This window comes from Treponema maltophilum ATCC 51939 (genome assembly GCF_000413055.1).
Lineage (GTDB): Bacteria > Spirochaetota > Spirochaetia > Treponematales > Treponemataceae > Treponema_C > Treponema_C maltophilum.
Genome location: NZ_KE332518.1, coordinates 1914397 through 1941396 on the forward strand (window position 1 = coordinate 1914397; position 27000 = coordinate 1941396).

Consider the following 27000-nt stretch of genomic DNA (forward strand, 5'->3'; position numbering starts at 1 on the left):
CACGGATTGGAGATATTTCGCTTTTTCTCTCCATTTTATGATATTTTACGCCATTTTGGGCCGATATTTACTTGAAAAAATGAGGCTTTAGAGATAAACTGAAAGTGAATTTAATGAAGTTGTTTTGCCGATTTTTTATTCGAAGCAGGCGCATAGTCAGTATATTTTATTCTTTAATAACCGGGAGGGTCTGCGCTTTTTGGAGTGTATTATGAGGAGTACTTGTAAATGAGTGTCGATGTTACCGTTGAAAATACGCTGTTAAAACGTAAACTCGCCGCTTACGAAAAAATTCTGAAAGAAAAGGAGCGCGATCCGCTCACCGATTTATATTCGCGGCAACGTTTTTTTGAAGAAACGAGAGAATTGCTCGACAAAAATTCCAAAAAAAAATTCGTGTTTTTACGCTTCGATATTAACCGCTTTCAACTTATAAATTCGTTTTTCGGTTTGAAAGAAGGCGATAAACTGCTGCAGTATCTTGCGTTTAAAATCAAGCAGTTTGCACTTATTTTTCAAACGTACATTATCGGACGCATAGAAGGCGACGTTTTCGGCATGTGCTGCCAGCTTGCGGGGCATATCGATGTGTTCAATGCGATGCTCCAGCGCGCCGTCGAGGAATTTATCAGCGGCTACCGTTCCGATTACGAATTGAGCATTTCGGTCGGCATTTATGTTATCGAACATAACGATATGGCGCTCGAAGATATCTATTCGAAGGCGATTTTGGCCGCAAAAAAATGTAAGGAAAGGACGACCGGTCCCTGCTTTGTGTTGTATGACAAAAAGCTGAGCGAAGCCGTTATGAAAAATCAGCGCATCACCAATCAAATGCATGCGGCATTGAACGAAAAACAGTTTGAAGTCGTTTTGCAGCCCAAGTGCGATTTAAAAACCGGTGAACTTGTCGGCGCGGAAGCGCTTACGCGGTGGAATCATCCCGAAGAAGGCGTTGTACCGCCGAGCGAATTTATTCCCGTTTTTGAAAAAAACGGCTTTATTTCGCGCTTTGACGAATACGTATGGACTTCCGCCTGCGCATATATCCGCTCGTGGCTGGACAAAGGAAATTGTGCGGTTCCCGTTTCGGTGAACGTGTCGCGCTGCGATTTGCGCAACCCCGCCCTTCCCGACAAATTTAAAGAACTGCTGGCACGCTACAATATACCGGCACATTACCTGCATTTGGAAATAACCGAAAACGCCTATGCCGAAGACGCCAAGCACATTGCCGAAGCCGTGCAGCGCTTAAAGGATGCGGGACTGCATATCGAAATGGACGATTTCGGAACCGCGTATTCTTCGCTGAATATGCTGAATGAAATTCCCATCGATACGCTGAAACTGGATATAGGTTTTGTACGCAATTACAAAAAAGGGCGAGGCAAAGATATTATTTTGGCCTTTATTATAAAGCTTGCGAAAGCTTTGGAACTTTCGGTTATTGCCGAAGGCATAGAAACCGAAGAGCAGGCGGCGCATTTGCTTTCTTTAGGATGCGAAAACGGTCAGGGCTATTATTTTTCGAAGCCCATATCGAAAAAAGAATTCGATATTTTTGCCGCAAAACGCCCCAAGCGTTCCGCATCCGAGGTTTCGGCATCGTAAAAAATGTGCGCCGAAGAACGCGGGTTCACGGCAAAACCTTTCAGCCTCGCGGCAAAAATCGTGCGGAAACAGGGGGCACTTTTTACCTGCTTTTTATGCGGTTTTTTCCTGCCGCACGGGAATGCCCTTTGCCGCAAGTTCTTTTTTGATTTGTTCTACCGTGTACAGTTTTGCGTGTACGATACCGGCAACCAGGGCGGCGTCGGCCTTTCCTTCCGTGAGCGCTTGCGCAATGTGTTCGGGGTTGCCGCCGCCGCCTGAAGCGATAACGGGAACTTCAACCGCTTCGGCGATAAGGCGCGTAAGCGGAATCTCATACCCCGCCTTTGTGCCGTCCGCGTCAATCGAATTCAATACGATTTCGCCTGCGCCTAGGTTTACCGCTTGCAGCGCCCATTCGCGCGCATCCAATTCCGTGGCGGTTCTTCCCCCGTTGATGAATACGCGGTAGCCCGACGGCATCGACGAATCGCGGGCGGCGTCCATGCCCAATACGATGCACTGGTTGCCGAAAATGCGGGCGCCCTTGCCGATAAGCGCGGGATTTTTTACCGCCTGCGAGTTTAAGCTTACCTTTTCGGCGCCGGCTAAAATAGCGGCGCGTATATCGTCTTCGGTTGCAATACCGCCGCCGACGCAAAAGGGTATAAAAAGCCGCTTTGCCGTTTCGCGTATCAAATTCAAGTCTGCGCCGGTTCCCCGCGCGGATGCCATAATGTCGTAGAACACCAATTCGTCGGCGCCCTGCCGGCTGTATTCGGCGGCCATTTCCACCGGGTCGCCGATGTCGGCGTTGTCTTTAAAGCGTACGCCCTTTGTCGTGCGCCCGTCTTTTACGTCAAGGCATACGATTATTCTTTTTTTCAGCATAGGTTTTCCTTAATCGGTGTTTTGCGCACTGTGTACGCTGTGCGCATGCAGCGCCGCAAAATTCCGCAGTATACGCAGTCCCTGCATGCCCGATTTTTCGGGGTGGAACTGACAGGCGTAAATATTGTTTTGATGCACGGCGGCGGGAACGCGTATGCCGTAATCGGTATAGGCCGAAACAATTACTTCGTTCTCGGGGCAGATAAGATACGAATGCACAAAATAAAAATCGCCGTGCTCGGGGATTCCCTTAAACAGCGCCGCGGTATTTTTTGTGTAGCCAATGTCATTCCAGCCCATGTGGGGGATTTTCAAGTTTGCGGGAAAATCTTTTATACTTTTGAACAGCCTGACTTTTCCCTTGAGCAAACCGAGGCAGGGCGTATCGTCTTCTTCCGAGTAATCGAACAGAATTTGCGCACCTAAGCAAATGCCCAAAAGCGGAATTCCCTGCGCGGCGCGTTCTTTTAAAAAAGAATCGAAACCCGCTTTTTTGACGCGTTCCATTGCATAGGCCGCGTTTCCGACACCGGGAAACATAAGGCACGAAGCATTTTCAAGATTTTTCGGCGTATCCGAAATCACGTATTCGATGCGCAAAAAATCCAGCGCGTGCCGCACGCTTTGTATGTTGCCGGCTTTATAATCGACGATTCCAATCATAGCGCATTGTACTTTGCAGCGCACGCCGTGTCAATTGTCCGGGCGGAAATTCCCATACCCGGAAAAGCCGTAAGTAAAAGATGCTTTTAGTTCAAAACCTGCACAAGATAGGTGCCGGTGAAGCTTATCCGATTCGCACGATTTCTTCGGGTATGCCGCATGCGACGATTTTTCCACCGGCCGCTTCGATCAGAAAAAACGGGATTTATGCTTTCTTTTATTTATAATATGTAAACCTGGTTTGACTAGTATATTTTTAGGATAGGCTTCTCTTGCCCTCGTCGGGCATATTTTAACACATGCCATGCACACTATACATTCATTTTTATCGGTTGTCATATCCGCACGTATACAACTTTTAGGACATACTTTTACACATTCGGAACAGTGAATACATTTTTCGTTATCCGTATACGGAACAGTAAATATTCTTTTTCCGGTATGTATCGGTTTATTATCCGCGACAAAACTTATAATTTTATCAAACACAGGTGCCCTATTATAAAGATGCCGTGTTTCCGTATGTAATAATCTGTTTTTTACAGTCTTTCCGAATAGTACCGCTGTTTGTAAATCATCATTATCGGGTCTGCCTTTCGCAACCGGAATATCTTTACCGGAATATGAATGCTCCCCGACAAATTCACCGTACCCGAGCAGCTTTCCGTTACCCTTTTGTATTATAGATATCATTTCTCCGGCAGCAAACATCGGTGATGCATTACCGTATAGTATGATTGCAATTATACATTTTCCTTGAAAATCCAAATGCTTTAGGCAGTTTCTGAATTCCTTATATAAAAAACCTCCGTATGTCGGAGCGCCCACGATTATCAAATCCGCATCTACAAAACTTACATCTTGTGTTTTTTCTCTATTGTTCCGTTTAGTCAAATCCGTAGAACATATTATGTCCCCGTCAATTCCTTTAACAATATAATCAATGACTTTTTTCGTTGTTCCCGTAGGTGAGAAATAAATAACGGCAAGTTTAATTTTATCCGCAGGCATATTCATTGCAGGCGATTATAACACATCGGCATAAAACTTTCAGTCATTGCAGAGAATGTGCGCGTTTTGCGCCAGAGCAGGCCTTGCCCATTGTTTGATCCCCCCTTATGCAGGGGCGCGGTTCCCCATTATAATGGGGGACCGGCTATCATTATAATGGGGCGGCGGCTACCATTACCGTGGTAGACCTCCTACCATTGTAATGGTAGACTGCCTACCATTATGCCTCCGTACTGTGCGGAGCTATTCCTCCCTGCATCCGTTCGCAGCTGTTCAAACACCTTTTCCACCTGCGCTGCGGTAAAGGCGGTTTGCGAAACGATTTTTCCGTTTTCCATTAAAAGCAGTTCGTCGGCAACAAGGCTTAAAAATTCAAAGTCGTGGCTGATGATAAGAATCAGCCGGTCGGGAGCACGTACGGATTTAATGAGCGAAGCTGTTTCTTTCATGTGGAAATAATCCATACCGCTGGTCGGTTCATCGAAGATGAGAAGCTGCGCTCCCGAGGCAACGGCAGCGCCGATAGACACACGCTGTTTTTGACCGCCCGAAAGGCTCAACGGATGACGCTCTTTTAATTGTGTAAGATTTAAAGCCGAAAGAACACGGTCGGTATCAAGCGCGCGGTTGTGTTTGTTTTTCCCGAGCGCTATTTCGTCGGCAACGCTTTCGGTAAAAAGCTGATAGCCGACGTCCTGCATTACAAGATAAGAAAGGGCAAGACGCTTTGCTGCGGACAGTTTTCTTTCACCGATATACACCGCTTCTTTGTTCGGCTTTGTAAGACCTGCAAGGCAATGCACAAAGGTACTTTTGCCCTGCCCGCTTTTTCCGACAAGGGCGGTTATATTGCCGAACCCAAGCGAAAGGTTTTCGACCGCGACGACAGGATTTTTTTCTTTCGGAAAACGGTAAAAAAGCCGTTCGATATGCAGCATTTGTGCCCCTTGTACGGATTGCGCAACACTATCACCGGCAGACGATTTGCCGCCTGAATCGGCTCGATCGTAAACACCGGCGGACTCTGCATTACCGGCAGACGGAAGCTCCCGCGCAAAAACGCGGCCGTCGAGCGTAACCGGGCGCAGCAAAAATTCTTTGCGTTTTTTTTCGGTTAAGCCGGCAAACTCGGCAGCCGAAAGCGAATGCGCAATTTTTCCGTCTTTAAGAATAAGCGCGCGGTCGATAATGTCTTTAAGAAAATACAGGCGGTGCTCGCTGATAATAATCGTCTTTCCCGCCGCCTTCAGTTTGCGCAAAACCTGAGCAATCTTTTCGATATAAAACACATCCAAATTGGAAGTCGGCTCATCGAACAAAATAATGTCGGTATCGGAGGCAAGAGCTGATGCGATCGCAATCATTTGTTTTTCGCCGCCCGAAAGGTTGAAAATATTGCGGTCGAGCAAGTGCCCGATATGCAAAAACGATGCGATTTCTCCAAGGCGCTCGCGCATAAGGTCGATCGGCGTTCCCGTGTTTTCAAGAAAAAAGAGTATTTCTGAGGTGGTATCCAAATTGAAAAACTGCGATTTGGGATTTTGAAACACCGTCGCGGCCTTTTTCGACACTTCATAAATGGGCAAATTCGCGATGTTTTCGCGGCCGATAAGCACGCTGCCTGAAAGAGCGCCTTCGTAATAGCGCGGGATTAAACCGTTCAAGAGGCGTAAAATGCTCGTTTTGCCGCAGCCCGAAAGTCCGGTAAGCAACAGACATTCGCCTTTGCGCACCTGAAAGGACACGTCGTTTATCGCCGCAGCGTCATTTTGTGCCGCATAGTTGAAGATGATATTTTCTATTTCGGCCGCAGGCGAAGCGTCGATCATACGTTTTCCGTATTCGTGCATGACCATATCGGCTATTCTCCTGCAAAGAGGTTAAGACCGAATAAATCGCGCATGAGACTGAAATGTTTATCAAATGAAAACAACAAAAGATTATTGTTAATGGCATTTTGTGCAATGATTAAATCGGGAATGCCGACCTTGTTTATACCGTTCGTTATGTTCTGCGTCTGCATATCGATAATTTCGTTCCAGTCTATTTCGAGTTCTATTCGTTTAATCGCAAGCAAGAGCTGTTTTAATTTATACTCTTTTTTCAGATTAATTGACGGAAGCAATTCGGCAAGCACAAGATTATTGATACAAAGCGTGTTGTTATGTATCAATTTTTTGAGCACGACTGAGCGTGCAGAGCCTTTAAAATATTCTATCCAAACGGAAGTGTCGACCAGTACCATCTTACGTCCTTTTTCTCAATGTATCCAAATCGATATCCATATCGACCTTTCCATAATAGCTTTCCAACTGTTGCAGTTTCTCTTTTTGTATCAAATTTTCAAGTGCGTGTGTGATAACCTCCGTTTTTGTCGTAATTTTTGTCAGTGCCATCGCTTCTTCGAGCAGAGTATCCGACAAATCCAGCGTCGTTCTCATAAATATCCTCCGTATGCATATTATAACATTGCATTATATGCATAATCAATATTTACCACGCATGCAGCCGCGAGCCGATTACCGCGCAAAAGCCGGCGATAATGTACAGCGACACAAAGATGTCGGCAAGACCGAAGCGGGCGTTTTTGTAGCGGATTTTTTTGCCCGGCGAATCGACGCCCTTGGTGTGTCCCGCAGCCGCAAGCTCATCGCCGATGCGCGAAGCCGACGATAAGAGCGGCACCATCACGTATTCGAGCGTTGCAAGCGGGTGCAAAACGACGTTCAGTGCGTTTAAGCCGATGCCGCGCATTTTCATCGCATTTTTTATGCAGCGGTATTCTTCGCCGAGCGTCGGGAAAAAGCGGAACATCACCGAAAGCGTGATGACCAAACTTTGCGGCACTTTCAGTTTTTCGAGCGCGCTCATCAAAAGTCCGACCGGCGTGGAATCTATAAGGTATTTGCCGGCGACAATCGGCAACATAAAACGGCGCGCCATAAATGACACCGGCAATACCACCGTGCTGAAAACTCCCGTCCCTTGCGGAATATATGAAAGAGCGGCAAGCACAAGAAAAAAGGCCGTCAGCTTTACCGCCGTTTTTGCCTGTCCGTTGAAAACAAACAAACAGGCAAACAGCAGCATATTGACAAGTTCAACATACATAGGAACGAAAGCCGTAATCGAAAACCCCATGCACAGCACAAGAAAAAATTTGGTTCTCGGATCAAGAACGAGCCTTGCCTGTTGTTCCAATTACACCAGCCCCGCTTTTACAAAATGCTTTTTAAGGATTTTTTTACCTAAAAGGCCGCCGAGGATGCCGCCGGCAAAAGCGGTAACATAGAGAAGCGGCATAATCCATATCGGAAGGCTGACAAGCTGCTCCGCGTATGCGGCGCCCATCATTTTTTCGGTCAGGGCACGATATTGATCGGTGAATATATAAATCTGCCAAAAAGCTCCGCACAGCCACAAGGACATAATCGCATAGCCTACGATGCTTCCTTTTACGGTTTTATAGCCGAAGAGTTTACGCACAAGTTCGGCAAGGGCGGCAACAATGAGCGAGTGGATTGCAACCACCGGCGTGTGTCCCATCAGTGTCATAAGGCAGCCGGGAAGGGCCGCAAAGATGAATAGACCGAACGGTTTTTGTACTTTCGCAAGCAAAAACATTACCGCAATTCCTAAAACAACGCTCACTGCAAAGGGGAAAAACAAATACGTTACTACTAAAAAGCCGAACGGCATGCCGACGATGAAAAGTCCGGCAAAATAAATAACGGAGAAAATACCGATATTAACCAAATCCTTTAACACAAGGCGGTTCTTTCCGCCGGACTGTAATTGTGTTTGTTCCATAAAAATACTCCTTTTCTTATAAGGGAGAGGGAAGCAACCCCGTTCAGGGCAGGGTTTCCTCCCTCTCCCTTTAACCCTCTCTCTCCCCAAAATAAGCCTTTTATCCGTTCCGGCATGGACGCCGGAAATGCCATTCCGCCATAGTTGGCGGGGAAAACCGGCGGCGGGCGAGGTATTTGCCCCGCACGTTCCGGCATGGACGCCGGAAACGCCATACGTGCCCGAGTTTGCGGAGCAAACTCGAGTTAAAAATCGGACTTAGGATGTCCGATTTTTAAACCTTCCACTCGATGCCTTTTTTGAAGTTCTCCCACATACCGGCATAAAGACCTTTGCGCTTGAGCAGCTCGGCATGCGTTCCCGTTTCGGCAACCCTGCCCTCATCGATGACACAGATTGTTAGGGAACAATTTTCATAAGTTTAAGCATAAATCCATAAGATTTATACTGTTTTTTCAAGCCATCAATTGCAGAGACCGACAAAGCTGAAGTTGAATAAAGTGCATAGGCTACATCAGTACTTTTATATTTTCTCATGATAAGCTGTGCAAGAAATCCACCAAGAGATGCTCCTATAAAAATAGGATTTTCAATTTTCAACTGCCCAACAAACTTTATGACAAAATCCGCAAGTTCTTCAATGTTGTTAATTTCCATTGGATAATCAAAGGTAAGAATTTGATAGTCCTTCTCCATTTGTTTCAGATGATTGAACCAGACAATGCTACAGCCGGTTCCACCCACAAGATACACCAAATTTATTTTGCTTTCCGAATTTCAACATATCAGGTATTTTACCTCTATGTCATCCACTTTCATTTTAGAAAACGGATGAGTGTTCTGAAACGATTTAAGTTCTTCTGCAAACGTCATATTATCACCTCCATAAAATTCAAATTAAAATAAAGATACACACAAACCAACTATCAGACACACCGGAAGTCCAAGTGCGGAACCAATGCAGGATTGCTTAATATGAAACAGATAATCCTTATATTCTGACATATCCTCTGTCCCCTGAATACGCACTTTCTTAGAATGGCAAAACCAAACACAGTCCAAAATAAAGGCATCGTACCATGTAATCGCCAGCCAAATAATATACGACTGAAGAAAACCACTCACAAAAGAAGTTGTACCGTTGATTTTATACATAATGAGAGCAAAAACTACAGGCAACACTATCATGCAAAGACATTTTCTCAGCATTTCCTTCTTAGAAAAACGCTTCTTTCTGTCTTCTACAAGACCTAATTCCACGCAACGTCTACGTATTTGTGGCGGGTAATCACCAATGGCACTTAATGGGTCTTTCAACACCCTGGGGACTATCAAAATCGTAAATAAAATAATTCCAATTATAATCTCTATAAAAAGTATCATCCTTATCCAACTCCTTCTGTAGCGTATAAGTATCCTAATGAAACTTCAAATTTTCTTTATTATAGCACTGTTTAAAAAGTGATACAACATATAAGAAGGACAGGGCTCAATAAATGTCCTGTCCATATCATTATGCTATGAATGCATCAGTTATCAGGGCTCCAGCCTATCCACAAATACAGTTCATAATTACGCTTAAGGGCTCAGAATTGCTACGCCTTGCTTGCAATTCCTTAAAAATCCCGACTTACAGCTATTGTTCCGGCAGGACGCCGGGAAAGCTGTATGTTATCGACGTTTTTACAAAGCCGTTATGCTTTCGAAAACTCGCCGTACTTTTCCCCGTGAGGACATCCTGCCCGTACTCTCTCCCCAAAATAAGCCTTTTATCCGTTCCGGCATGGACGCCGGAAACGCCATTCCGCCATAGTTGGCGGGGAAAACCGGCGGCGGGCGAGGTATTTGCCCCGTACGTTCCGGCATGGATGCCGGGAACGCCATACGTGCCCGAGTTTGCGGAGCAAACTCGAGTTAAAAATCGGACTTAGGATGTCCGATTTTTAAACCTTCCACTCGATGCCTTTTTTGAAGTTCTCCCACATACCGGCATAAAGACCTTTGCGCGCGAGCAGCTCGGCATGCGTTCCCGTTTCGGCAACCCTGCCCTCATCGATGACGCAGATTTTATCGGCATTTACGACCGACGAAAGGCGGTGGGCGATCATAATGACGGTTTTGTCTTTGAGCAGCATGTCGAAGGTTTTTTTGATTTTGTATTCGTTTTCGGCGTCGGCAAAGGCGGTCGCTTCGTCAAGTACAATAATCGGTGCGTCCTGCAGCAGGGCGCGGGCAATGGCAAGCCGCTGCGCTTCTCCGCCGGATACATAGGTGCCCTTGGTACCGTAGACGGTGTCTATACCGGCCGGCAGTTTTTCGATGATGTCCATGCACTCGGCTTTGCGAAGCGCGTCAAGCACTTCTTCGCGGCTTGCGTCTTTTTTGCCGTAGCGGATATTTTCAAAAATGCTTTCTTTAAAAAGCTTATTTTCCTGAAACACAAAGCCGACGGTGTGCAAAAGGTCGCTTGTTTTAATATCGCGGATATCGACGCCGCCGATGCTGATCGAACCCGAATCGACTTCCCAAAAGCGGCCGAGCAAATTGACGAGGGTGGTTTTGCCGCCGCCTGAAGGCCCAACCAACGCGGTCAGCGAATGTTCGGGGATATACAAACCGATGCCGTTCACGGCGGGGCGGGCGGCGGTTTGCGGTATTTTATCGCCGCCGGGGTTTGTGTTCCCTGCGGCCGCCTCAGCAGCTCCGGCCGTTTCCGTTTTATACGAAAATACCACATCCTTAAATTCTATATCGTATTTTTCGGGCAGCGTTGATTTTTCCGGTTCCTTTGTCGGCGGTGCTTGCAGTATGTCTTCGATACGGTTGAGTGCATCGTTCGATCGCTGATGGAACGAATTGGCGTACATAATCTTCATCAGCATACCGTAGGTAACCGGTGCAAAGGCAAGATAAAATACAAAGCTGTAAAAAAAGCGCGGATCGAGCGTTGTACTGCCTGCCATCAAAAGGGCTGCGGGCAGCAGGAACAAAAATCCCATTTTGATGAGCGATAAAAAAATTGCATAGCCGTTTTCCCACGACATCGAATATTGCAGGACGAACTCTTTGTAGTTCATAATCGACGTATAAAAATTCTTAAAATAATACACGGACTGATTAAAGGTTTTGATAACCGAAATACCGCGCACGTATTCGGTACCGGCGTTGTTCATCTGTTCGAGCGCGTCTTCGTACTTTTGCATAAAGCCCGAGTTTGAGCTGATCCGCATTAAAACCGCCTGTAAAACAAAGGCGAGTACGAGCGGAATAAGCGAGATAAGTCCGAGCCGCCAATCGAAAATCAGCATGAGAGCGAGTATCGCAAAGGGCGACACGATGTTTTGCGCGATGTCGGGCAGATTGTGCGCGATGAGCGTTTCAAGCTGATTGACGTTCTTTTCAAACACCTTGCGCACCTTGCCGCTTTCGTGCGTGATGTGCCAGCCGACGGGCAGTTCCGCAAGCGCTTCCGTCATCCGGATCGAAAGGTTTTGCTGAATCGTAAACGCGGTTGCGTGCGAAAGCATGAGCGCCGCATAATACAGCACAAAGCCCGCAGCGGCCGAACCGACTGCCCACAGCCCGCAGCGTGCAAGGGAGGCGGCGTTTACCGCTTCGTTTGCTATAGCGGCGGCGATTACATCGCGCATTACAAAATACACCATGATATACGGCACAAAACTCACAAGGGCGCTCAAGCCGGAAAGTACGAGCGACAGCGATAAAAACGCCCGGCTTTTCCCCGCATAGCTTAAAAGCCGCTTGATCGCTTGCTGTTTGGCGGGATTTCGTTCCGCGCGCGGCTCCGCCAGCTTTCGATTTTCCGTCCGATTTTCCGATGCCCGTTTTTTTGCTTCATTCATATTCATCCTCTTTTCCACGGAATAAAGCGGTTGACCCGTTTGCAATATGCGCTATATTCATCGCCGAAGCGTTCGGCAAGCCATTTTTCTTCCGTCAATTTCATAAACACGGTAAGGTACAGCCAAAAAAGCGGCGGCAAAATCAATACGTACCGATTCCGGCAAAACAGCAGTGCGCCGGTACAAATAAATAAAAATGCCGAATAAATGGGATTGCGCACAAGAGCATACACGCCGCCGGTTGCAAGCCGGTTCGATTTTATTTTAATGTCGATGCGCGCGCCGAATACCGCCGCGCACCACAGTGCAATGCCGCCCGCAATGCACAGGATTCCGGCAATGACAAAAAGAATTGCGGTTCGCGTGCCGTTCACATTTCCGCCGCCAAGCACACCGAATTTTACAAGCGCAGTGCCCGCAGCCGTGAGCGCAATCATAATCGCGATGCACACCGGTCCGACGCCCATCACCGGAAGATGCTCTTGCTCATTTTCTTTCGTTTCATTCATAGACAATCACCTATTACCGTTAACAATTATTATGCCGACCACTGCTCGCTTTCCCGCTGCAGCCTGTACATCTGTCGATAAATGCCGTTCTTTTCCATCAACTCGGAATGGGTGCCGGTTTCGGCAATCGTTCCCTTGTTGAGTACGATGATTTTGTCGGCGTTTTCGACCGTACGCAAACGGTGCGCGATAACGATAACGGTTTTACCTTTTATAAGCGTACCGATGGCATGCTGAATAATCGTTTCGTTTTCGGGGTCGAGGGCGGCAGTTGCTTCGTCCAAGAGGATGATCGGCGCGTCTTTTAAAAGGGCGCGTGCGATGGAAAGCCGCTGGCGTTCTCCGCCCGAAAGCGTGTAGCCGTTTTCACCGATTTCCGTGTCGTAGCCTTGCGGCAATTTTTCGATAAATGAATCGCACTGCGCGGCTTTTGCGGCGGCAAGCACTTGCTCTTTGGTCGCGTTTCGGTTGCCGATCAAAATATTGTTGTATACCGTATCGTTAAAAAGCACGACGTCCTGAAACACAATCGAAAAGGCTGCGAGCAGGGTTTCAGGATCCACGGCGGAAACGTCGACGCCGCCGACGCTCACCGTGCCCGATGAAGCGTCCCAAAAGCGTGCGGCCAAGCGGGCAATCGTGGATTTTCCGCAGCCCGAGTGTCCGACAAGGGCGGTAATTTCGCCCTGCTTTGCGGTAAAGTCGATGCCGCTTACCGTGTCTTCGCCTGCGCCGGCCGCATCACCTTTGCGTTCTGCGGAAACGCCTCCGCTCGGTTCGTTATACGAAAACGATACATTGTCGTAACGAATATCGTAACCGTCCGGCTTAAAAATTTCGCTTCCCGTCTGTTTGGGGTAATTGACAATCGCCTGCTTGCGTTCAACCGCAATCAGCGTATAAAAGAATTCGGCAAGCAGCATAAACACCGTCGTCAACGGATCGAAGATGCGGCAGGCAACCAGCAAAAAGACGACGTACGTCAACAGTTCGATTCGGCCTTGCAACAAAAGATACGCACCGTACGAAATCACAAGCGGAAAGCCGAAGCGAACAAGGGCGGCCATGCCGAACATAAGCGCGCCCATCGAAGCTTCAGCTTTGAGCGCGGCACCCGTTGTTTCGGTAATATCGTTTTTAAGCTTTTGCACATACGAAGTTTTTTTATCGGAAGACTTCAGCACTTTTACATTGTCGATCATCTGCTGCAGCGAATCGTATATCGCGTCTTTGCGCACAATGACGCTTTTCATCTTTTTTTCCGACAGTTTGCGGCAGGCGACGATGACAAAAAATCCGGCGACGGCACAAACGAACAGCGCGATCGTCATGCGCCAATCCAAAAACGCCAAAAGCGCGGCCGCAATCACAATGGAAATAATGCCGCCGAACATTTCCGGCACGACGTTCGAAAGCGCTTGTTCGATCGTCGTAACGTCGTTCAACAGCGTCGATGTCAAATATGACAGATCCTGCCTGCCGAAATACGACAGCGGCAGCTTGCGAAGCGATTCGGCAAGTGAAATGCGCACGTTCGCCGCTTCTTCATACGCTCCGTTGTACGTTCTGCCGTACTTCAGTTTTTCGAGAATGAACAGCACGGCTATCATCGCGGCACCGGCCGCCGACACCGCCCATACATTCGGAGAACGAAAACCCTGCTGCATAATGCGCGCCAAAAAATACTGCAGTACATACAGCGAAAGTCCGAGCGGCACCATCAAAAACAAATTGATAACGACCGAAAGAATAATCGACACACGCACATTGCGCGTTCCCGCATCCGACAAGGCAAAAAATCTTTGCAGCATAATTTCTCCATAAAACTTTTTGTAAAAAGCCGAAGTTTCCGAAAAAAGTTTTCAGCGCTTTCGTACACGCCGGTTGAAAAAGCGCAGTACATAACCGTGTTTGCGGCGCAAACTCAAAGTTAAAGCGAGCGATTTGTGCCGCTCGTTTTAACCGCTATTATTTTAGTCTAAACTAACATAACACCGTTACAATACAAAGCGCAAAAAAATTTGTCAAGGAGAAAAGCGGCAAACAGCCGAAGTTCTTTAAAACAAAACCAAAAATCGTATCAACAATAGGATGCCTGCCCGGGTATTCCTCATAAAAGCAATCACCCTTCCCACTTGGTACGACCGGAGCGCAGCAAGCGGAATTCGCGTTTGAGCAATATGAGGATGGGAAATGCCGTCGTCAATTCAATCAAAAAAGTGCCGTAATATACGCCGGCAACTCCGGTAAAGATCGGCAAAACAAGCATGGCCGGAACGTATAAGACAATTTGCTGCAAAATGCCGATGATTGACGCGATGTGCCCCTTATTGATTACCGGAAAAAACGCAAGCGTCAAAAAGGTAAGCGGCATAACGGGCAGCAAAGCCATATAGAGCCTGAAGTTCAGCATATCGGATGCGCTCAGCGAAGAGTTTTTCATCATAATCGATACGGCGCCTTCGGGGAAGATAAGCATGCACAACCAAAACGGTATAATGAGCGCAAGCGCCGCCGCTAAAAAGTATTTAAAGCCCGCAATAACCCGCTCCGGTTTTGCCGCCCCGAAATTAATCCCGATAATCGGCGGCAGGGCAATCATAAGTCCCGAAAGCGGCTGCACGACAAAGCTGAAAAGGCGCGTAACGACGCCGTAAAAGGCTATATCGGCTTCGCCGCCGTAGGCGCTCAGCACATTCAAAACAAGCACGCTTTGCACGCCCATCATAATCTGCATAATAAAGGCGGACAGTCCCATGCCGGAAATCTTTGCGATAATATTTTTGTCAAAGCGAAATGCAAAGGTTTGCCGGAACGGACCGAATTCGCCGGCGAGCGGTTTGCGCAAAAAGTACGCAATGCCGATAAACGATTGCAGGGCCATGCCGATATTCGTTCCCCATGCAGCTCCCTCTATGCCCATGCCGAAAATCACCATCAAAATATAATTCGCGCACGCGTTGCACGCAAGACCGCAGGCCATAATCAGCGCTCCGGTTTTCATCTTACCTTCCGAGCGGATAAGCGCATTGGAAGCGATTGCGTAAATCCAAAACGGAGCGCCGTACAGCAAAGTCCGATAATATGTTTCGCCGAGTACCAAAGCTTCGCCGCGCCCTCCCATCAAAAAAACGATGCGGTGCGAAAACGCAAAACCGCTGCACATCAAAAAGAGCGCGCTCATAAGCATGAGCGTATTCATATTACCCAACAGTTTTTTTTGAATATCCCTGTCGCCGGCCCCGATCGCAATGCTCAAAAGCGAGCCCGCTCCCGTTCCGCACAACAGGGCAAAACCGATCAACGCAAGCAGGGGCGGAAGAACTACGGAAATACCGGCAAGCGCTTCCCGCCCTACAAGGCGGCCGACAAAGATACCGTCGAGCACATTGTTCGCGCCCAAAAGCGACATGGCGACTACCGCCGGCCACGAAAAATCGAAGATAAGCTTCCACAAGCCGCCGTTTAAAATACGCTGTTTTTGTTTTTCATCGTTCATAATAACCCATTGTGCAATAAAGCGAACAACTGTCAACGGGGAAAACCGCAATGCTTCGGAAAATAGCATTTCAATGAACGGTTGACTATATGAATATTGTGCAAACAACAATTACCGTTCACCATAGATGATGCAACGCAGGTTTTATTCTCCGGCGGGGCGGTTTCCGCACAAAATCTTCCGCCAGCCGGCTTCATAAAATTCGTCGAGCAGGGCGACATATTTGAGCGCGCCTTCGTAGGGAATGTCCAAGCGGACGGTTTCGAACAGGCAGTTCCAAAAGCTTTTGTCGACCGCCGAATACAGGCGTAAGTCTATGCCGGGACGCAGTACGCCGCCGCAGTCTTTGAGCGACGACAAAGCGCGCACATCGGCTTTGTACGTATCTTCCATCATGAGCGAAAAAAAATCGGCATAGCGGGTGCCGGCCGAACCGCACACGAGCAGCTTTACCGCCCGGTAATGTTCGTACACGAAGTCGACCGTTTTCTTGCGGCCTTCAAAACGGAAGGCACGCCGCTTTTCCGTATCGGGCGGCATGCTGAAAAAGACGTCGTACATTGCGCGGTGGTTTGCCAAAAGAGCATCGTACACGTCTTTTACGAGCGCGTCGAAAAGCGCTTCCTTATTTTTAAAATGAAAATACAGAGAGCCGGTCGTAACGCCTGCAAGTTTTGCAATAGTACGCATCGAACTTTTTGCCCAGCCCTTTTGCAAAAATTCGGAAGCGGCACACTCCAAAATGCGTTCTTTGGAGTTCGGCGCTTTTGTCTGTGCGTGTTTCGTCGATTGTTCCGATGATTGTCGCGATTGTACCGGCAATTTCGAATACGCTTTCGTTTTTCCGGGTTCGCATTTTGCTGCGTTTGCTTTCATATCGATCGTAAACAACGCTAATATGTTTTCATCACTTTGTCAATGTTCGGATGAGTATATATTTCCGCGAGTACTTGAAATTAGCCGATTTGAAGAGTACACTGTATTAGTGATGAAGAAGATTCTTTTTATCTGCGGCCTGTGCATTGTATGCTGCTGTCTTGCATCCTGTGCAAAAAAAAACGGAAAGGATTTGACGTCGGGGTATTCACGCATTTTGAATTCGCGTTCCGCATACGCCGATATGACGCACCGCTGGTTTTATTTTACCGACGAAGGCTTTAAAGAAACGGACGTTCCGCGCAACGCTCCCAAGCGGCAAAAAAAACCGTGGACGGAAGCCGTGCGGATTACCTCCTCCGCGCTCATAAACGGCACCGGTTATTTTCTCGTCAACAAGCTTGGCATGCTCGTGTGTCCGAGCGCTTCGGGTTTGCAAAAGCAGGGCATCGCGTCGAAAACACAGCTTGTAAAAGATCCGGATTTGTTTTTGTCCGCAGCCGCGGGTTCGCTTTTTTGCATTGACGAAAGACCGGTGTTCAACCTGTACACAAACAGCATTTTTTCCGCCGGCAATCCGCAGCTAAAAAACGATCAAAACGAAGCTTTTTTAATCGAATATTCGACGGAAAATCGGAATTTCATTCCGCTGTTAAACGGCGGCGATTTTGACCGCCCGCACGGCGCACAGCTTCGCGAACTTTTTTTTATAAACGATATCTGGTACGCGCTTTTTAAAGCGGCTCAAACCGACCGAACCGAATTTTATGCGTACTCGTTTTACACGGTCGAACCGATTACCGCGTTCGCGCGCGCGCCGATATCGGCCGAAAGCGGTACGTCGGGTTTTAAGCCGGACATTATCGTAAAAAACATCGGTGTGCAGGAATTCCGCGACACGGTAAAACCTCAGCCGGCTTCAGCAATGAGCGCCGGACTGAAAGATTTACTGGCCCCCGTTCCCGCATCGGTACCGTGGTACTTGGAAGTTTTTTCCGACGGCTCTTCGGCGGCGGAGCGTTTTGTGCGGCGCGAACATGCGCCGAAAGCGCGCCAAGCCTATGCGTCTTCGGGCGCGGATTTTTCGGCGGCGGTTTTTGAAGACGGAACGGTATGCTTTATCGGCACGCTTCCGATGAAGCACGTCGTTAACGAAGGAAGGCCGGTCGCCTTTAAGCTGCCGCGCCTTCCGGCAGGTTATACGTATTCGTGCGCTTTAATCGCCGGCTCGACTCTTTTCGTATCATGGGAAGAAACCGCTTTTTTTGAAACCGGCCGCAGCGGTTTTTTGGCGGTCGATTTGGAACGGATTTTGTACCGGCAAGAAGATGCCGAATAATGCCGGCTGCAAGCTGTCCGGTTAATAAAGGAAGGCAAAAATGAAAATCGGAAAAAAAATATGCGCGCTCACGATTTCGGCATTTATTTTATTTTCGAGTTCGTTTTTTTTACACGCACAGGGAACACAAGCGCAGGAAAGCGGCAGCAAAGAAATTTCCGGCGCGCAAACGGAAGAACAAAGCACCGCCGGCAACAGTGATACCGACAATACCGGAGCCGAGCATTCGCAAGCAGGCAAGCCTTCGCCGGGTAAATTGATTTTTACGGCCGGAGTCGTCGGAATTTTAAACACCGAAAAACAAGGCGCTCCGTCCCCGATCCGCTTTACGATAGGAGCCGGCGCACGCTTCCCGCTTCATGCCGCGGGAATGCAAAACCTCTATTTTGCCCCGCACGGACATTTTTTCGACGGCTACTATTTGTGGGACATCACACAAAAAAAAGCCGTCCCGGCGGAAGTTGAACAGCGCGCCGCATATGTTCCGGCAATTATGGTCGATACGCCCGTCGTATTCGCATTTGCAAGAGGCCGCTCGGTTTTTTCCTCCGGAGCGGGCATATCGTTTTTAGTGCGTTTTGCCGCGCCCGCACTGCGCTCGGGAGTTTCCGCTTCCGACTTGCAGGAAATAAACGGCTGGTTTTGGAAAAACGGGCGCTTTGTATACCCGTCGGTTCAGTTTTCCTGGGACTACGTTTTCCCGAGCGGCCTTGCAGCAGGTGTCGGTGCCAAAGCCTATCTTTCGGCCGGCGCCCTTGCCGACAAGCGCGGTCTTGACCGCAGCATGCTCATCGTCGGTATACGCATCGTTCCGCCGGCGATGTAAACGTTTTTAATCGGTTTTTGCACGCTTTCCGTTCTTTACGGCGAACAAAATAAGAGAGCCTGCCGCAATCAGCAAAAAGCACAAGCTTATGGGGCGGGTTACAAAGATGCTTAAAGAACCGTCCGAAAGGATCAGTGCACGGCGGAAGTTGGCTTCCGCAAGAGGCCCCAAAACGATGCCGAGCAAAATAGGAACCAGCTGAAAATCCATACGCCGCAAAAAATACGATATAATACCGAACACGATAATAATATACATATCGTAAATACTGTTATTCGTGGAATACGAACCGGCCAAACAAAAGGTTAAAACGATACAGGCGAGCACCTCATACGGTATGCGCGTTATGTGGGCGTAAAAACGTATAAACACCTTCCCCGCTATATACATAAAAATATTTACGACGATTAAGCCGAGCATAATCGCATACAGAATATCGCCCTGATCGATAAAGAGCCGCGGCCCGGGAATCATGCCGTGCACCATAAAAGCGCCCATCAAAATAGCCGTCGCCCCGTCGCCCGGAACCCCCAAGGTGAGCATGGGAATCATCGTCGCTCCGCACGCACCGTTATTCGCGGACTCGGAAACGGCAACCCCTTCTATTTCGCCCTTACCGAAAGTTTCCGGATGTTTTGAGCTTTGCTTTACCTGATTGTATGCAATGAATGCCGCCAAGCCGCCGCCCGTTCCGGGAGTGGCGCCGATAATAACGCCGATAAGCGACCCTATGGAAATGGGCTTTCTGCAGCGCTTATATTCTTCTTTTGTAATTTTGCATTTTGTAACGCTGCTTGCCGAAACGGTTTTATGATCCGTTTTCGGATTGTACTGCGATTTCATCAATATTTCCGAAATTGCAAAAAGTCCGATAAGGGCGATGATAAGATCCACCCCGCGCAGCAAATTGATGTTGTCAAACGTAAAGCGCTGCGCGCCGCTTATATTGTCCATTCCCATCGTCGACACGAAAATTCCGATACAGGCGCCGATAAGACCTTTAAAAATACTTTTGTTCGATACGCCCGCAATAACGGAAAGTCCGAATACGGCCAACGACAAATATTCGGCAGGCCCGAACAAAAGCGTTACTTTTGCTATTTGAGGAGCCGCAAAAAGCAAAACGAAAGCGCTTATCAAACCGCCTATGGTTGAAGCATAAATGGCCATAGACAACGCCTTGTACGCTTCGCCTTTTTGCGTCATCGGATAACCGTCGAACAAGGTTGCGGCGTTTGCCGATGTTCCCGGCGTATTGATTAAAATTGCGGTAATCGATCCGCCGTACGTTCCGCCGCAATAAATGGCCAAAAGCATCAATATGGCCATAACGGGTTCCATACCGTACGTAAGCGGTATGCACAAAATAATTCCCAAATCGGAAGTCAATCCCGGAATCGCCCCGACGACAATACCGAGAACAAGGCCGACAAAGATTATCAAAAAATTCTGCCACGAAAGCATTAAATGCAAACCCTGCAGGACAACGTTCATATTAAACCTCCCGTCGGCAGCGAAACATGAAGCATAACCGAAAAAACAAAATACACGATAAAAACCGTTGCAATCGCAATTGCATAATAGTACCACTTGCGCGCGCCGTAAAAAATCAGTATCGCCGCGACCAGTGCCGAAGTTGCGATAAGAAAGCCGATTTTTCCGATAACAAATGCGTACGCAAGCAGCAGCAAAATAAAAATGACGGAACGGATTTCTTTTTTGAACGCTTCCGATTTTATAATTCCCGAATGCAGGTCAACCTCTTTTTTCGGCCGTAAAAACAATCCCTGCAAAAACAGCGCGCATGAAAATATAAAAAGACCGCCCAAAGCGATAGCCGGAAAAGTTTTTGCATTTATCGAAGATTTTTCATACGTTTCGATTTGCGACGGAATTAAAAACCAGCCGATTGCGGCAATTACGGCAAAGGTCGAGCCGGCAATCATTTCGTTATTGTATTTTATTTTCATAAGCCATACTCCGAACGACAGATTGAAGGAGGCGCCTCAAGCGGATCTTTTTTGCGATGCTCGACCGCTTTCGAGGCGCATCCCACCTGCCTATTTTTTTACCAAATCGATATATTCTTTCATCGCTCCGGTTTGTTCATCGATATTCTTTAAAATATCTTTTTCGCCGGCTCCCCACGCTTCCATTCCCATTCCTTTCATAAATTTTTTGAACTCGGGATCCGCGTATACTTTTTTGATGAATTCGGTAAGAACGGCTTTTTTGTGCTCGTCAACCGAAGAACGCACGGCAAAATAATCCATGCCGACGAACTCCGCGTCTATTCCCTGTTCTTTGAACGAAGGAATTCTGCCGATGCCTTCAACTTCAATGCCTTCGGGAATAAAAGTACCCAAGCACACAAACTGTCCGTTTTTAACGTAGTCGCGGTATACGGGCGGCGAACCGATGGCGACATCGACATGACCGCCGGCCAATGCGTTTATGGCGTCCTGCCCGCCGTTATACGGAACCGCCTCCGCCGGGATGCCGAGTTTTTTGAACAGCACGGAAATCATCGTGTAGCTGTCGTTGCCGGGACCGCCGGTTGTCGCGTACTTAATGGTTTTACCGGCTTTTTTTAATCCTTCCAAAGTCGATATGCCGCTTTTTGACGGATTGGTCAGCACGACAAATTCCACAATTCTCATGCCGACAAGCGGCGTAATATCCGAAAGTTTATACGTTACTTTTTGGAACGCCGGCGTCAAAGAAAACAGCGGGCCGTTGGCAACAACCATCGTATAGCCGTCGTCCTTCGCCATCATAGCCGCCGTCATCGCGATCGTTCCGGCACCGCCGGTTTTGTTTTCAACGATTACCGGTACGCCCAAATACTTTTCGCCGTAAGAAGCGACTTGCCGCGCAATCGTATCCGGCCCGCCGCCCAAGCCCCACGGCATAATAATGGTTACCTGCCGTGCGGGAAACGCGTCGCCCTTCCCGTCCGATTGCCCTTTGGCAAAGACCGCCGCACACATCAGTAAAACCGCAATAATGCATGCCGGTGTTTTCATTTTGTTTTTCATAAAAACCTCCTTCGAAAAACATATTATGTAAAATTATATCCGTATGAATTTTACCTGCGCCTCTTTTCCCGAAAAGGACATCTCGATTGCCTGAAAGGGTTTTTCCGCAAAAAAATACGGCGGATACTCTTTTGCGTCGCTGAAAAGAAGCGTAAACTTTTCGTTATTCTCGAAAAGCTTCGTTAAAATTTTATAGACTTCCGGATTTGCGCTGTTATGCCGTCGGTCCGACGAAGCGGTTGTGAGCGCGTATTGCAGCGGCATAAGTTTTACAATTTCTTCATCGATGCAGTCGCGCTGTCCGTGGTGCGGGAGTTTGAGAACGGTTACATTTTTAAGCAGCGAAAAATACTTTTTGTCCCAATGCGAAGGACAATTGTCGGCGCACAGGAGCATGTGCACGTCTTTATATGAAAATTTAAGAAGCAAACTTGCAGAATTGGAAAGCGAATCCAAATACGGAAACAGAACCTTTTGCCGTTTTTCTTCAGATGCGCCGAAAAAATCCCGCAAGCCGGATAAAAACGCTTCTTTATCTTTTTCGTTCGGTCCCAAAACGAATAGCCGTGCACCGCCGGCACAATTTAAAACATCTCCTGCACAAATTTCTTTAACGGGAATTTTCCGTACGCGGCATGTTTCCATTATCTTCGTAAAATCTTTCAGCGAGCGGGCAAACAGCCGCACGTTTTCCGGCGCATCCGGTGCCGCATCGGGAATGCTTCGGTCTTTAAAAAGTTCCGGCGGAAAAGGAATATACACTTGTTTGATATCCGCCTTATCAAACAATGCGGTAAGTCCGCACACATGATCTTCATGAATATGCGTAATAACAAGCGTATCGATGCGGCCGATGCCCGTTTTTTGCAAATAATCGGCCGACCGTATGCGGGCGGGAAAACCTTCAAATTCGGATTCGAGGGCGCTGCCGCCGTCTATAAGCATAACGGAATCATCCCATTCCAAAAGCAAAGAATCTCCGTAGCCGACATTTATGCAAGTCATTTTCATAATTTATTATCCTTCCTATAATTATCTTTAATTTCCTTATGCCGTTCCGCGTATGACCAGTTCCGTTTCCGTTTCGATTACATGCGTAAAGGCGCTTTTGCCGTTTATCAAATCGAATAAACGCGAAGCGGCCAAACGCCCCATTGCATGGGTGTCGATTTTGACGGTCGTCAACTCCGGCTCGATAATCCGGCTTATTTCGCTGTCGTCGAACCCGATAATCGCCGCATCGTCGGGAATGCGCACGCCCTTTCTCAAGCAGGCTTTTACGGCGCCGACCGCAATCGTATCGTTTGTGCAAAAAAAAGCTTGCGGCGGCTTCGGCATCGAAAGCATCGCCGAGGCGCAATCGAACGCGTGCTGCACGGTCGGTTCTATATCCGCAATTATCGCCGAATCGATCGGAATGTTGTTTTTCGCCAAAACGTCCGTATAGCCCTTACGTCTCGATTTATAAATGTGCGGCGAAAAACGGCCGGAAAGCAAAGCTATTCTGCGCCGCCCCGTTTTTAACAGATATTCGACCGCGCGCACGGCGCCGCAGTAATGGGCCGCGGTAACGCAAAGCAATTCATTCGCATCGACGATATTGTTTAAAATAACAATGGGAATACCCTGCGCGCGAAAGCTTTGTATTGTCGCCTCGTCGGTTTGTCCGGCAATAATTGCACCGTCAAGATGTTTTTTCATATAGATTTCGCCGTTAGGCAAGCGCAAATCCCTGTCGGACGATATAAAAACGCTGTAACCGTTCTCAGTTGCGGTTTGCAAAACGGCGTCGAAAACCTGCGAATAAAACGGGTTTAAGATAACCGGGTACTGCTTTTCGTATATTATAAAGCCGATATTGTCGGTACGTTTGCGCGCCATCGCCCGCGCTATCGCATCGGGAGTGTAATTCAGTCTTTTTGCCGCGTCGTATACGGCTTTTTTAGTCGTTTCGCATACCATTTCCGGATTTGCAAAAGCGCGGGACACGGTTGCCTTTGAATATCCGCATATATGCGCAACATCCAAAATCGTCGACCTCATTAATCGCCACCTTTCATGAAAACGTTCTCATTTTAGTGTAAGCCGAGTTTTCCGTTTTGTCAACTTTTAAATAACGAACGCGGGGCGGAACACGTGTAATTAAGACACCGCGTTTTCGCCTCTGTACCGACAATCCGTTCCGTGCCAGTATAATCGAATGATAAACGAACAAAATCTTCAAAGAATACGCAGCGCGCAAGCGATTCTCGACGAACTTTTTCCGCTCGTAGACGAAGCCGAACGGCAATTTAAAAGCGCGCGGGACTGGGGTTTTATGATCAGATTACAGTATGTCGACGGCAACGTTTGCGACTTTTGCCGATATAGTTTTTGAAGGACCTAATCGTTGAGCGCTTCTATCGGATCCATGCGGGCGGCTTTTAAAGCCGGATTCAAACCGAAAAAGATACCGGTAAAAACCGAAACGGCAAAGGCGGCAACAGTTCCGCCGAAATTAAAGGCGAACACAAAGTCCCAGTCTTTCGGAAAGGCTACGGCGCCGACCAACGCGCTTATGAGCATGCCGAGCACTACGCCGAGCAGGCCGCCGCTGAACGTAATCGTCGCCGATTCGACCAAAAACTGATTTCTGATATCGGCGTTCGAAGCACCGAGCGCTTTGCGCATGCCTATTTCGTGCCGGCGTTCGGTAACGGTTACAATCATTATGTTCATAATGCCGATGCCGCCTACCAAAAGCGAAATGCCCGCAATCGAAGTAAGGACCACACCTATAACACCGAATATTTTATTGTTTTCCTGCATTTGCGTTTTTGCCGAAGAAACCCATAACGCGTCGTGCGTATCCGTTTTTTTGTCCGCATAATTGCCGATTTGCCGCGAAACGTTTTCCGCGTCGTTTTCATTATACAGCTGAACGTCGACGCGGCCGATTTCCGGTCGGGGATTTATCTTCTTCGTTACAAAGCTGAAGGGAATGTAGGCGGCACGGTCGGGGCTGTAAGACCACGCGTCTTTATGTTTTAAAACGCCGGCAACGGTAAGTGTAAACTGCGCTTTTTGCGTATACACGGTTAATTGTTTTCCGACCGCACTACCTTCGGGAAAAAGGCTTTCCGCAATGTTTTTGCCCAAAATGATTTTATGCGAGCCGTTTACAAAATCGAACGGCAAAAAACTTTCGCCGTAATCGATTTCGTAGCCGTTCGCTTCAATGGCGCCGTATTCGCAAGCGATAATACTGCCGCCCTGTTCCGAAGAAGCCGTATCGGCGCGTGACATCGTTCCGCTTAAAAACGAATAATAAAAAACGTTTTTTATCCCGCTCACATTGCGCTTAAGGTCGATGCGGAATTCTTCGTTAAACGGCAGTTTGTTTTCGTCGACCTGCCAGCGTTCAAGATATAAAACATCCATCGTAAAACGGCTGAATATTTTTCGTACCGTCGCATCCAGCGAATTGCCCAGCGTCGTAACGATGACGACCGCCATCACGCCGATAACGATTCCTAAAAGCGACAACAGCGTGCGCATTTTGTTTACTTTAAAGTTCCGCAGCGCGTTGATAAAATCTTCAAACATACTTTCAGTTTTCGCCTTGATCTTTCAGCTTATCGCCTTCGGCAACGCCCGAAGTAATTTTTACAAAACCGTGAACGTACGGCTCCACGGTAACCGCGGTTTCCTCCGTCTTTTTGCCGCGGACAATGTCTACAAAAGGCTTGCCTTCTTTATAGCGGATTGCGTTTTGCGATACCGTTAAAATTTCCTCGTCTTCGCCGGCAACGATAAAACCCGAAAACGAATAACCGGGCAAAATATTTTCGGGCGGATTGTTTATGCGTATTTCGGCGTCCAGCACCGCGGCTCCGCGGCTTGTAATGCGTGCCGCCGAGGGAAAGGCGGTAACAACCGCGCTCACTTTCGCATCCGGCACGGCGGGAAATTTCAATTCGGCCTTTTCGCCGATTTTAAGACGCGATGCGTCGCTTTCGGCAACTTCTACGGTTGCTTTCAAATATTCCCTGTTGATGAGCGTCCCGAAACTGTCTTGCGCCTTGGCATATTGCCCTTCCTGAATTTTAAAAACGGCCAAACTTCCGTCAAATTTGGCGTGTATTTTTCTGTCGTCGATTTGCTTTTTCAGCAAATCTTTTTGCTGTTCCATGAGCTTGAGTTTTTTCGACGGGCCGTTAATCCGTTCCTGCTGAATGGCGAATTCCTGCTGCGCAAGATTGTATTCCTGCACGGTGCAATCGAGTTCGAAAAGCGGTGCGCCTTTTTTTACCCGCTCGCCGGGCGAAGCGTACACTTTTTCGATAATGCCTTCACCGGGAGCCTGCAAAGCTTGCGATTCTGCAGCTTCGATATAGCCCGAAATTTCAATTCTGTTTTTCGAAATTTCTTTTTTAACTTCCAAGGGAGGAAGCGCCGTTTGAACCGTTTTTTTGGGCGAAAAAATAAACACCAAAACGGCAACGGCAACAATGACGGAAATTATCACGGGCAATTTTTTGTTCTTTTTGTTTTTTGTCATATTATCGATACAAATCCTTACAAAACGATAAACAATGAAAAAATAAAAAGGTTAGATTTTACTTATGTTTTTTTACGATTGCGGCGATTTCACCGGCCGTTAAAACGCGGCCTGAGGCTACGAGCTTTCCGTCGGCCGCCACGGCGGGCGTGTGAATAACACCGTAAGCGGCAATGACGTTTAAGTCGTCGATGTATTCGACGGTTTTGCTTGAACCTGCACGAGCGAGTGCTTCTTCAAAGGCCGTCTTCATCGCAAGACACACCGCACCGTTCGTACCCAAGATTTTTATACCTGAAGGATTTTGTGCAATGAGGCGCTCGGCTTGCGCGAACGGCGAAAGTTCATCCTGCGGTTGCGGCCGAACCTCCCGGCCGTCCGATCCGTCCCGTTCTTTTTTTCCGAATAAAAACATATAAACTCCCGGAACAGTATATCACATAATCGATATTTTGAAAGCGGGGAGCCGTCCTTCCGTAAAAAGAGATGCATAGCTCCCTATAGTACGGATGCATATGTATAGACCGGCTACACACATACATGTA

Annotated in this window: 27 protein-coding genes; 4 read left to right on the forward strand and 23 right to left on the reverse strand. The window is 47.9% G+C overall.

What is annotated here, in order from left to right:
* Positions 1-228 precede the first annotated feature (228 nt).
* Positions 229-1611 carry a putative bifunctional diguanylate cyclase/phosphodiesterase gene (locus HMPREF9194_RS08755; RefSeq protein WP_016526014.1) on the forward strand — a complete coding sequence of 461 codons (1383 nt, stop codon included), beginning with the start codon at positions 229-231 and terminating at the stop codon, positions 1609-1611.
* Positions 1612-1704: 93 nt separating this feature from the next.
* On the opposite strand, the gene hisF is transcribed toward HMPREF9194_RS08755, so the two are convergent.
* From hisF to HMPREF9194_RS08830, 15 genes are all read right to left on the reverse strand, one after another.
* On the reverse strand, positions 1705-2481 hold the full coding sequence (hisF, locus tag HMPREF9194_RS08760; RefSeq protein ID WP_016526015.1) for an imidazole glycerol phosphate synthase subunit HisF: 777 nt from the start codon (positions 2479-2481) through the stop codon (positions 1705-1707).
* 9 nt (positions 2482-2490) lie between these two features.
* Entirely contained in the window at positions 2491-3144 is a 654-nt protein-coding gene (gene hisH, locus HMPREF9194_RS08765; RefSeq protein WP_016526016.1) for an imidazole glycerol phosphate synthase subunit HisH, read from the reverse strand.
* A gap of 189 nt (positions 3145-3333) precedes the next feature.
* The gene (locus tag HMPREF9194_RS08770; protein ID WP_156828019.1) at positions 3334-4161 is read right to left on the reverse strand and encodes an EFR1 family ferrodoxin; all 828 of its coding nucleotides are present in this window, start codon (positions 4159-4161) and stop codon (positions 3334-3336) included.
* 185 nt (positions 4162-4346) lie between these two features.
* The gene (locus HMPREF9194_RS08775; protein WP_016526018.1) at positions 4347-6011 is read right to left on the reverse strand and encodes an ABC transporter ATP-binding protein; all 1665 of its coding nucleotides are present in this window, start codon (positions 6009-6011) and stop codon (positions 4347-4349) included.
* A 5-nt stretch (positions 6012-6016) separates the two neighbouring features.
* A complete protein-coding gene (locus HMPREF9194_RS08780) occupies positions 6017-6400 on the reverse strand; it encodes a PIN domain-containing protein (protein ID WP_016526019.1) in 384 nt (127 codons plus the stop codon).
* Position 6401: 1 nt separating this feature from the next.
* Positions 6402-6596: a type II toxin-antitoxin system VapB family antitoxin gene (locus HMPREF9194_RS08785; protein WP_016526020.1), complete on the reverse strand. Its 195-nt coding sequence runs from the start codon at positions 6594-6596 to the stop codon at positions 6402-6404.
* A gap of 52 nt (positions 6597-6648) precedes the next feature.
* Complete coding sequence (locus HMPREF9194_RS08790; protein ID WP_040846292.1) at positions 6649-7356, reverse strand: energy-coupling factor transporter transmembrane component T; 708 nt, start codon at positions 7354-7356, stop codon at positions 6649-6651.
* On the reverse strand, positions 7357-7965 hold the full coding sequence (locus HMPREF9194_RS08795) for an MptD family putative ECF transporter S component (protein WP_016526022.1): 609 nt from the start codon (positions 7963-7965) through the stop codon (positions 7357-7359).
* Between the two features lie 399 nt (positions 7966-8364).
* Entirely contained in the window at positions 8365-8709 is a 345-nt protein-coding gene (locus tag HMPREF9194_RS08800) for an alpha/beta fold hydrolase (protein WP_245540737.1), read from the reverse strand.
* A gap of 153 nt (positions 8710-8862) precedes the next feature.
* A complete protein-coding gene (locus tag HMPREF9194_RS08805) occupies positions 8863-9348 on the reverse strand; it encodes a hypothetical protein (protein WP_002668096.1) in 486 nt (161 codons plus the stop codon).
* Between the two features lie 560 nt (positions 9349-9908).
* Positions 9909-11828, reverse strand: coding sequence for an ABC transporter ATP-binding protein (locus tag HMPREF9194_RS08810; RefSeq protein WP_016526025.1), 1920 nt, complete (start codon positions 11826-11828; stop codon positions 9909-9911).
* Positions 11829-11830: 2 nt separating this feature from the next.
* Entirely contained in the window at positions 11831-12337 is a 507-nt protein-coding gene (locus HMPREF9194_RS08815) for a methyltransferase family protein (protein ID WP_016526026.1), read from the reverse strand.
* Between the two features lie 29 nt (positions 12338-12366).
* Positions 12367-14148: an ABC transporter ATP-binding protein gene (locus HMPREF9194_RS08820; protein ID WP_016526027.1), complete on the reverse strand. Its 1782-nt coding sequence runs from the start codon at positions 14146-14148 to the stop codon at positions 12367-12369.
* Between the two features lie 311 nt (positions 14149-14459).
* A complete protein-coding gene (locus HMPREF9194_RS08825) occupies positions 14460-15836 on the reverse strand; it encodes an MATE family efflux transporter (protein ID WP_040846294.1) in 1377 nt (458 codons plus the stop codon).
* Positions 15837-15980: 144 nt separating this feature from the next.
* A complete protein-coding gene (locus HMPREF9194_RS08830; protein ID WP_016526029.1) occupies positions 15981-16712 on the reverse strand; it encodes a TetR/AcrR family transcriptional regulator in 732 nt (243 codons plus the stop codon).
* 112 nt (positions 16713-16824) lie between these two features.
* Between HMPREF9194_RS08830 and HMPREF9194_RS08835 the strand changes: the two genes are divergently transcribed.
* Both HMPREF9194_RS08835 and HMPREF9194_RS08840 read left to right on the forward strand, forming a co-directional pair.
* Positions 16825-18051: a DUF8086 family protein gene (locus tag HMPREF9194_RS08835; protein ID WP_016526030.1), complete on the forward strand. Its 1227-nt coding sequence runs from the start codon at positions 16825-16827 to the stop codon at positions 18049-18051.
* A 40-nt stretch (positions 18052-18091) separates the two neighbouring features.
* Positions 18092-18877 (forward strand): hypothetical protein, encoded by a 786-nt coding sequence (locus tag HMPREF9194_RS08840; RefSeq protein ID WP_016526031.1) that lies wholly within the window; start codon positions 18092-18094, stop codon positions 18875-18877.
* 6 nt (positions 18878-18883) lie between these two features.
* On the opposite strand, the gene HMPREF9194_RS08845 is transcribed toward HMPREF9194_RS08840, so the two are convergent.
* From HMPREF9194_RS08845 to HMPREF9194_RS08865, 5 genes are all read right to left on the reverse strand, one after another.
* The gene (locus tag HMPREF9194_RS08845) at positions 18884-20371 is read right to left on the reverse strand and encodes a tripartite tricarboxylate transporter permease (RefSeq protein ID WP_016526032.1); all 1488 of its coding nucleotides are present in this window, start codon (positions 20369-20371) and stop codon (positions 18884-18886) included.
* Positions 20368-20847 (reverse strand): tripartite tricarboxylate transporter TctB family protein, encoded by a 480-nt coding sequence (locus tag HMPREF9194_RS08850; RefSeq protein ID WP_016526033.1) that lies wholly within the window; start codon positions 20845-20847, stop codon positions 20368-20370. Before HMPREF9194_RS08850 ends, HMPREF9194_RS08845 begins: the two co-directional genes overlap by 4 nt.
* A gap of 90 nt (positions 20848-20937) precedes the next feature.
* Positions 20938-21915: a Bug family tripartite tricarboxylate transporter substrate binding protein gene (locus tag HMPREF9194_RS08855; RefSeq protein ID WP_016526034.1), complete on the reverse strand. Its 978-nt coding sequence runs from the start codon at positions 21913-21915 to the stop codon at positions 20938-20940.
* Positions 21916-21948: 33 nt separating this feature from the next.
* Complete coding sequence (locus tag HMPREF9194_RS08860; RefSeq protein ID WP_016526035.1) at positions 21949-22926, reverse strand: ComEC/Rec2 family competence protein; 978 nt, start codon at positions 22924-22926, stop codon at positions 21949-21951.
* 36 nt (positions 22927-22962) lie between these two features.
* A complete protein-coding gene (locus HMPREF9194_RS08865; RefSeq protein ID WP_016526036.1) occupies positions 22963-23958 on the reverse strand; it encodes a LacI family DNA-binding transcriptional regulator in 996 nt (331 codons plus the stop codon).
* Between the two features lie 157 nt (positions 23959-24115).
* Between HMPREF9194_RS08865 and HMPREF9194_RS12330 the strand changes: the two genes are divergently transcribed.
* Positions 24116-24292 carry a hypothetical protein gene (locus tag HMPREF9194_RS12330; protein WP_156828021.1) on the forward strand — a complete coding sequence of 59 codons (177 nt, stop codon included), beginning with the start codon at positions 24116-24118 and terminating at the stop codon, positions 24290-24292.
* 5 nt (positions 24293-24297) lie between these two features.
* Here HMPREF9194_RS12330 and HMPREF9194_RS08870 read toward each other — a convergent pair whose 3' ends face one another.
* From HMPREF9194_RS08870 to HMPREF9194_RS08880, 3 genes are read right to left on the reverse strand one after another with little or no spacing between them, the layout of a single operon-like run.
* Positions 24298-25500, reverse strand: coding sequence for an ABC transporter permease (locus HMPREF9194_RS08870; protein WP_016526037.1), 1203 nt, complete (start codon positions 25498-25500; stop codon positions 24298-24300).
* Positions 25501-25504: 4 nt separating this feature from the next.
* Positions 25505-26455 carry an efflux RND transporter periplasmic adaptor subunit gene (locus HMPREF9194_RS08875; protein WP_016526038.1) on the reverse strand — a complete coding sequence of 317 codons (951 nt, stop codon included), beginning with the start codon at positions 26453-26455 and terminating at the stop codon, positions 25505-25507.
* 58 nt (positions 26456-26513) lie between these two features.
* A complete protein-coding gene (locus HMPREF9194_RS08880; protein WP_016526039.1) occupies positions 26514-26870 on the reverse strand; it encodes a thioredoxin family protein in 357 nt (118 codons plus the stop codon).
* Between the last annotated feature and the right edge of the window lie 130 nt (positions 26871-27000).

Bases quoted from the DNA above. Each gene is read 5' to 3' on its own strand.
- HMPREF9194_RS08755 (WP_016526014.1), top strand. From the start codon at position 229: ATGAGTGTCGATGTTACCGTTGAAAATACGCTGTTAAAACGTAAACTC.
- hisF (WP_016526015.1), bottom strand. From the start codon at position 2,481: ATGCTGAAAAAAAGAATAATCGTATGCCTTGACGTAAAAGACGGGCGC.
- hisH (WP_016526016.1), bottom strand. From the start codon at position 3,144: ATGATTGGAATCGTCGATTATAAAGCCGGCAACATACAAAGCGTGCGG.
- HMPREF9194_RS08770 (WP_156828019.1), bottom strand. From the start codon at position 4,161: ATGAATATGCCTGCGGATAAAATTAAACTTGCCGTTATTTATTTCTCA.
- HMPREF9194_RS08775 (WP_016526018.1), bottom strand. From the start codon at position 6,011: ATGGTCATGCACGAATACGGAAAACGTATGATCGACGCTTCGCCTGCG.
- HMPREF9194_RS08780 (WP_016526019.1), bottom strand. From the start codon at position 6,400: ATGGTACTGGTCGACACTTCCGTTTGGATAGAATATTTTAAAGGCTCT.
- HMPREF9194_RS08785 (WP_016526020.1), bottom strand. From the start codon at position 6,596: ATGAGAACGACGCTGGATTTGTCGGATACTCTGCTCGAAGAAGCGATG.
- HMPREF9194_RS08795 (WP_016526022.1), bottom strand. From the start codon at position 7,965: ATGGAACAAACACAATTACAGTCCGGCGGAAAGAACCGCCTTGTGTTA.
- HMPREF9194_RS08805 (WP_002668096.1), bottom strand. From the start codon at position 9,348: ATGATACTTTTTATAGAGATTATAATTGGAATTATTTTATTTACGATT.
- HMPREF9194_RS08810 (WP_016526025.1), bottom strand. From the start codon at position 11,828: ATGAATGAAGCAAAAAAACGGGCATCGGAAAATCGGACGGAAAATCGA.
- HMPREF9194_RS08815 (WP_016526026.1), bottom strand. From the start codon at position 12,337: ATGAATGAAACGAAAGAAAATGAGCAAGAGCATCTTCCGGTGATGGGC.
- HMPREF9194_RS08820 (WP_016526027.1), bottom strand. From the start codon at position 14,148: ATGCTGCAAAGATTTTTTGCCTTGTCGGATGCGGGAACGCGCAATGTG.
- HMPREF9194_RS08825 (WP_040846294.1), bottom strand. From the start codon at position 15,836: ATGAACGATGAAAAACAAAAACAGCGTATTTTAAACGGCGGCTTGTGG.
- HMPREF9194_RS08830 (WP_016526029.1), bottom strand. From the start codon at position 16,712: ATGAAAGCAAACGCAGCAAAATGCGAACCCGGAAAAACGAAAGCGTAT.
- HMPREF9194_RS08835 (WP_016526030.1), top strand. From the start codon at position 16,825: ATGAAGAAGATTCTTTTTATCTGCGGCCTGTGCATTGTATGCTGCTGT.
- HMPREF9194_RS08840 (WP_016526031.1), top strand. From the start codon at position 18,092: ATGAAAATCGGAAAAAAAATATGCGCGCTCACGATTTCGGCATTTATT.
- HMPREF9194_RS08845 (WP_016526032.1), bottom strand. From the start codon at position 20,371: ATGAACGTTGTCCTGCAGGGTTTGCATTTAATGCTTTCGTGGCAGAAT.
- HMPREF9194_RS08850 (WP_016526033.1), bottom strand. From the start codon at position 20,847: ATGAAAATAAAATACAATAACGAAATGATTGCCGGCTCGACCTTTGCC.
- HMPREF9194_RS08855 (WP_016526034.1), bottom strand. From the start codon at position 21,915: ATGAAAAACAAAATGAAAACACCGGCATGCATTATTGCGGTTTTACTG.
- HMPREF9194_RS08860 (WP_016526035.1), bottom strand. From the start codon at position 22,926: ATGAAAATGACTTGCATAAATGTCGGCTACGGAGATTCTTTGCTTTTG.
- HMPREF9194_RS08865 (WP_016526036.1), bottom strand. From the start codon at position 23,958: ATGAGGTCGACGATTTTGGATGTTGCGCATATATGCGGATATTCAAAG.
- HMPREF9194_RS12330 (WP_156828021.1), top strand. From the start codon at position 24,116: ATGATAAACGAACAAAATCTTCAAAGAATACGCAGCGCGCAAGCGATT.
- HMPREF9194_RS08870 (WP_016526037.1), bottom strand. From the start codon at position 25,500: ATGTTTGAAGATTTTATCAACGCGCTGCGGAACTTTAAAGTAAACAAA.
- HMPREF9194_RS08875 (WP_016526038.1), bottom strand. From the start codon at position 26,455: ATGACAAAAAACAAAAAGAACAAAAAATTGCCCGTGATAATTTCCGTC.
- HMPREF9194_RS08880 (WP_016526039.1), bottom strand. From the start codon at position 26,870: ATGTTTTTATTCGGAAAAAAAGAACGGGACGGATCGGACGGCCGGGAG.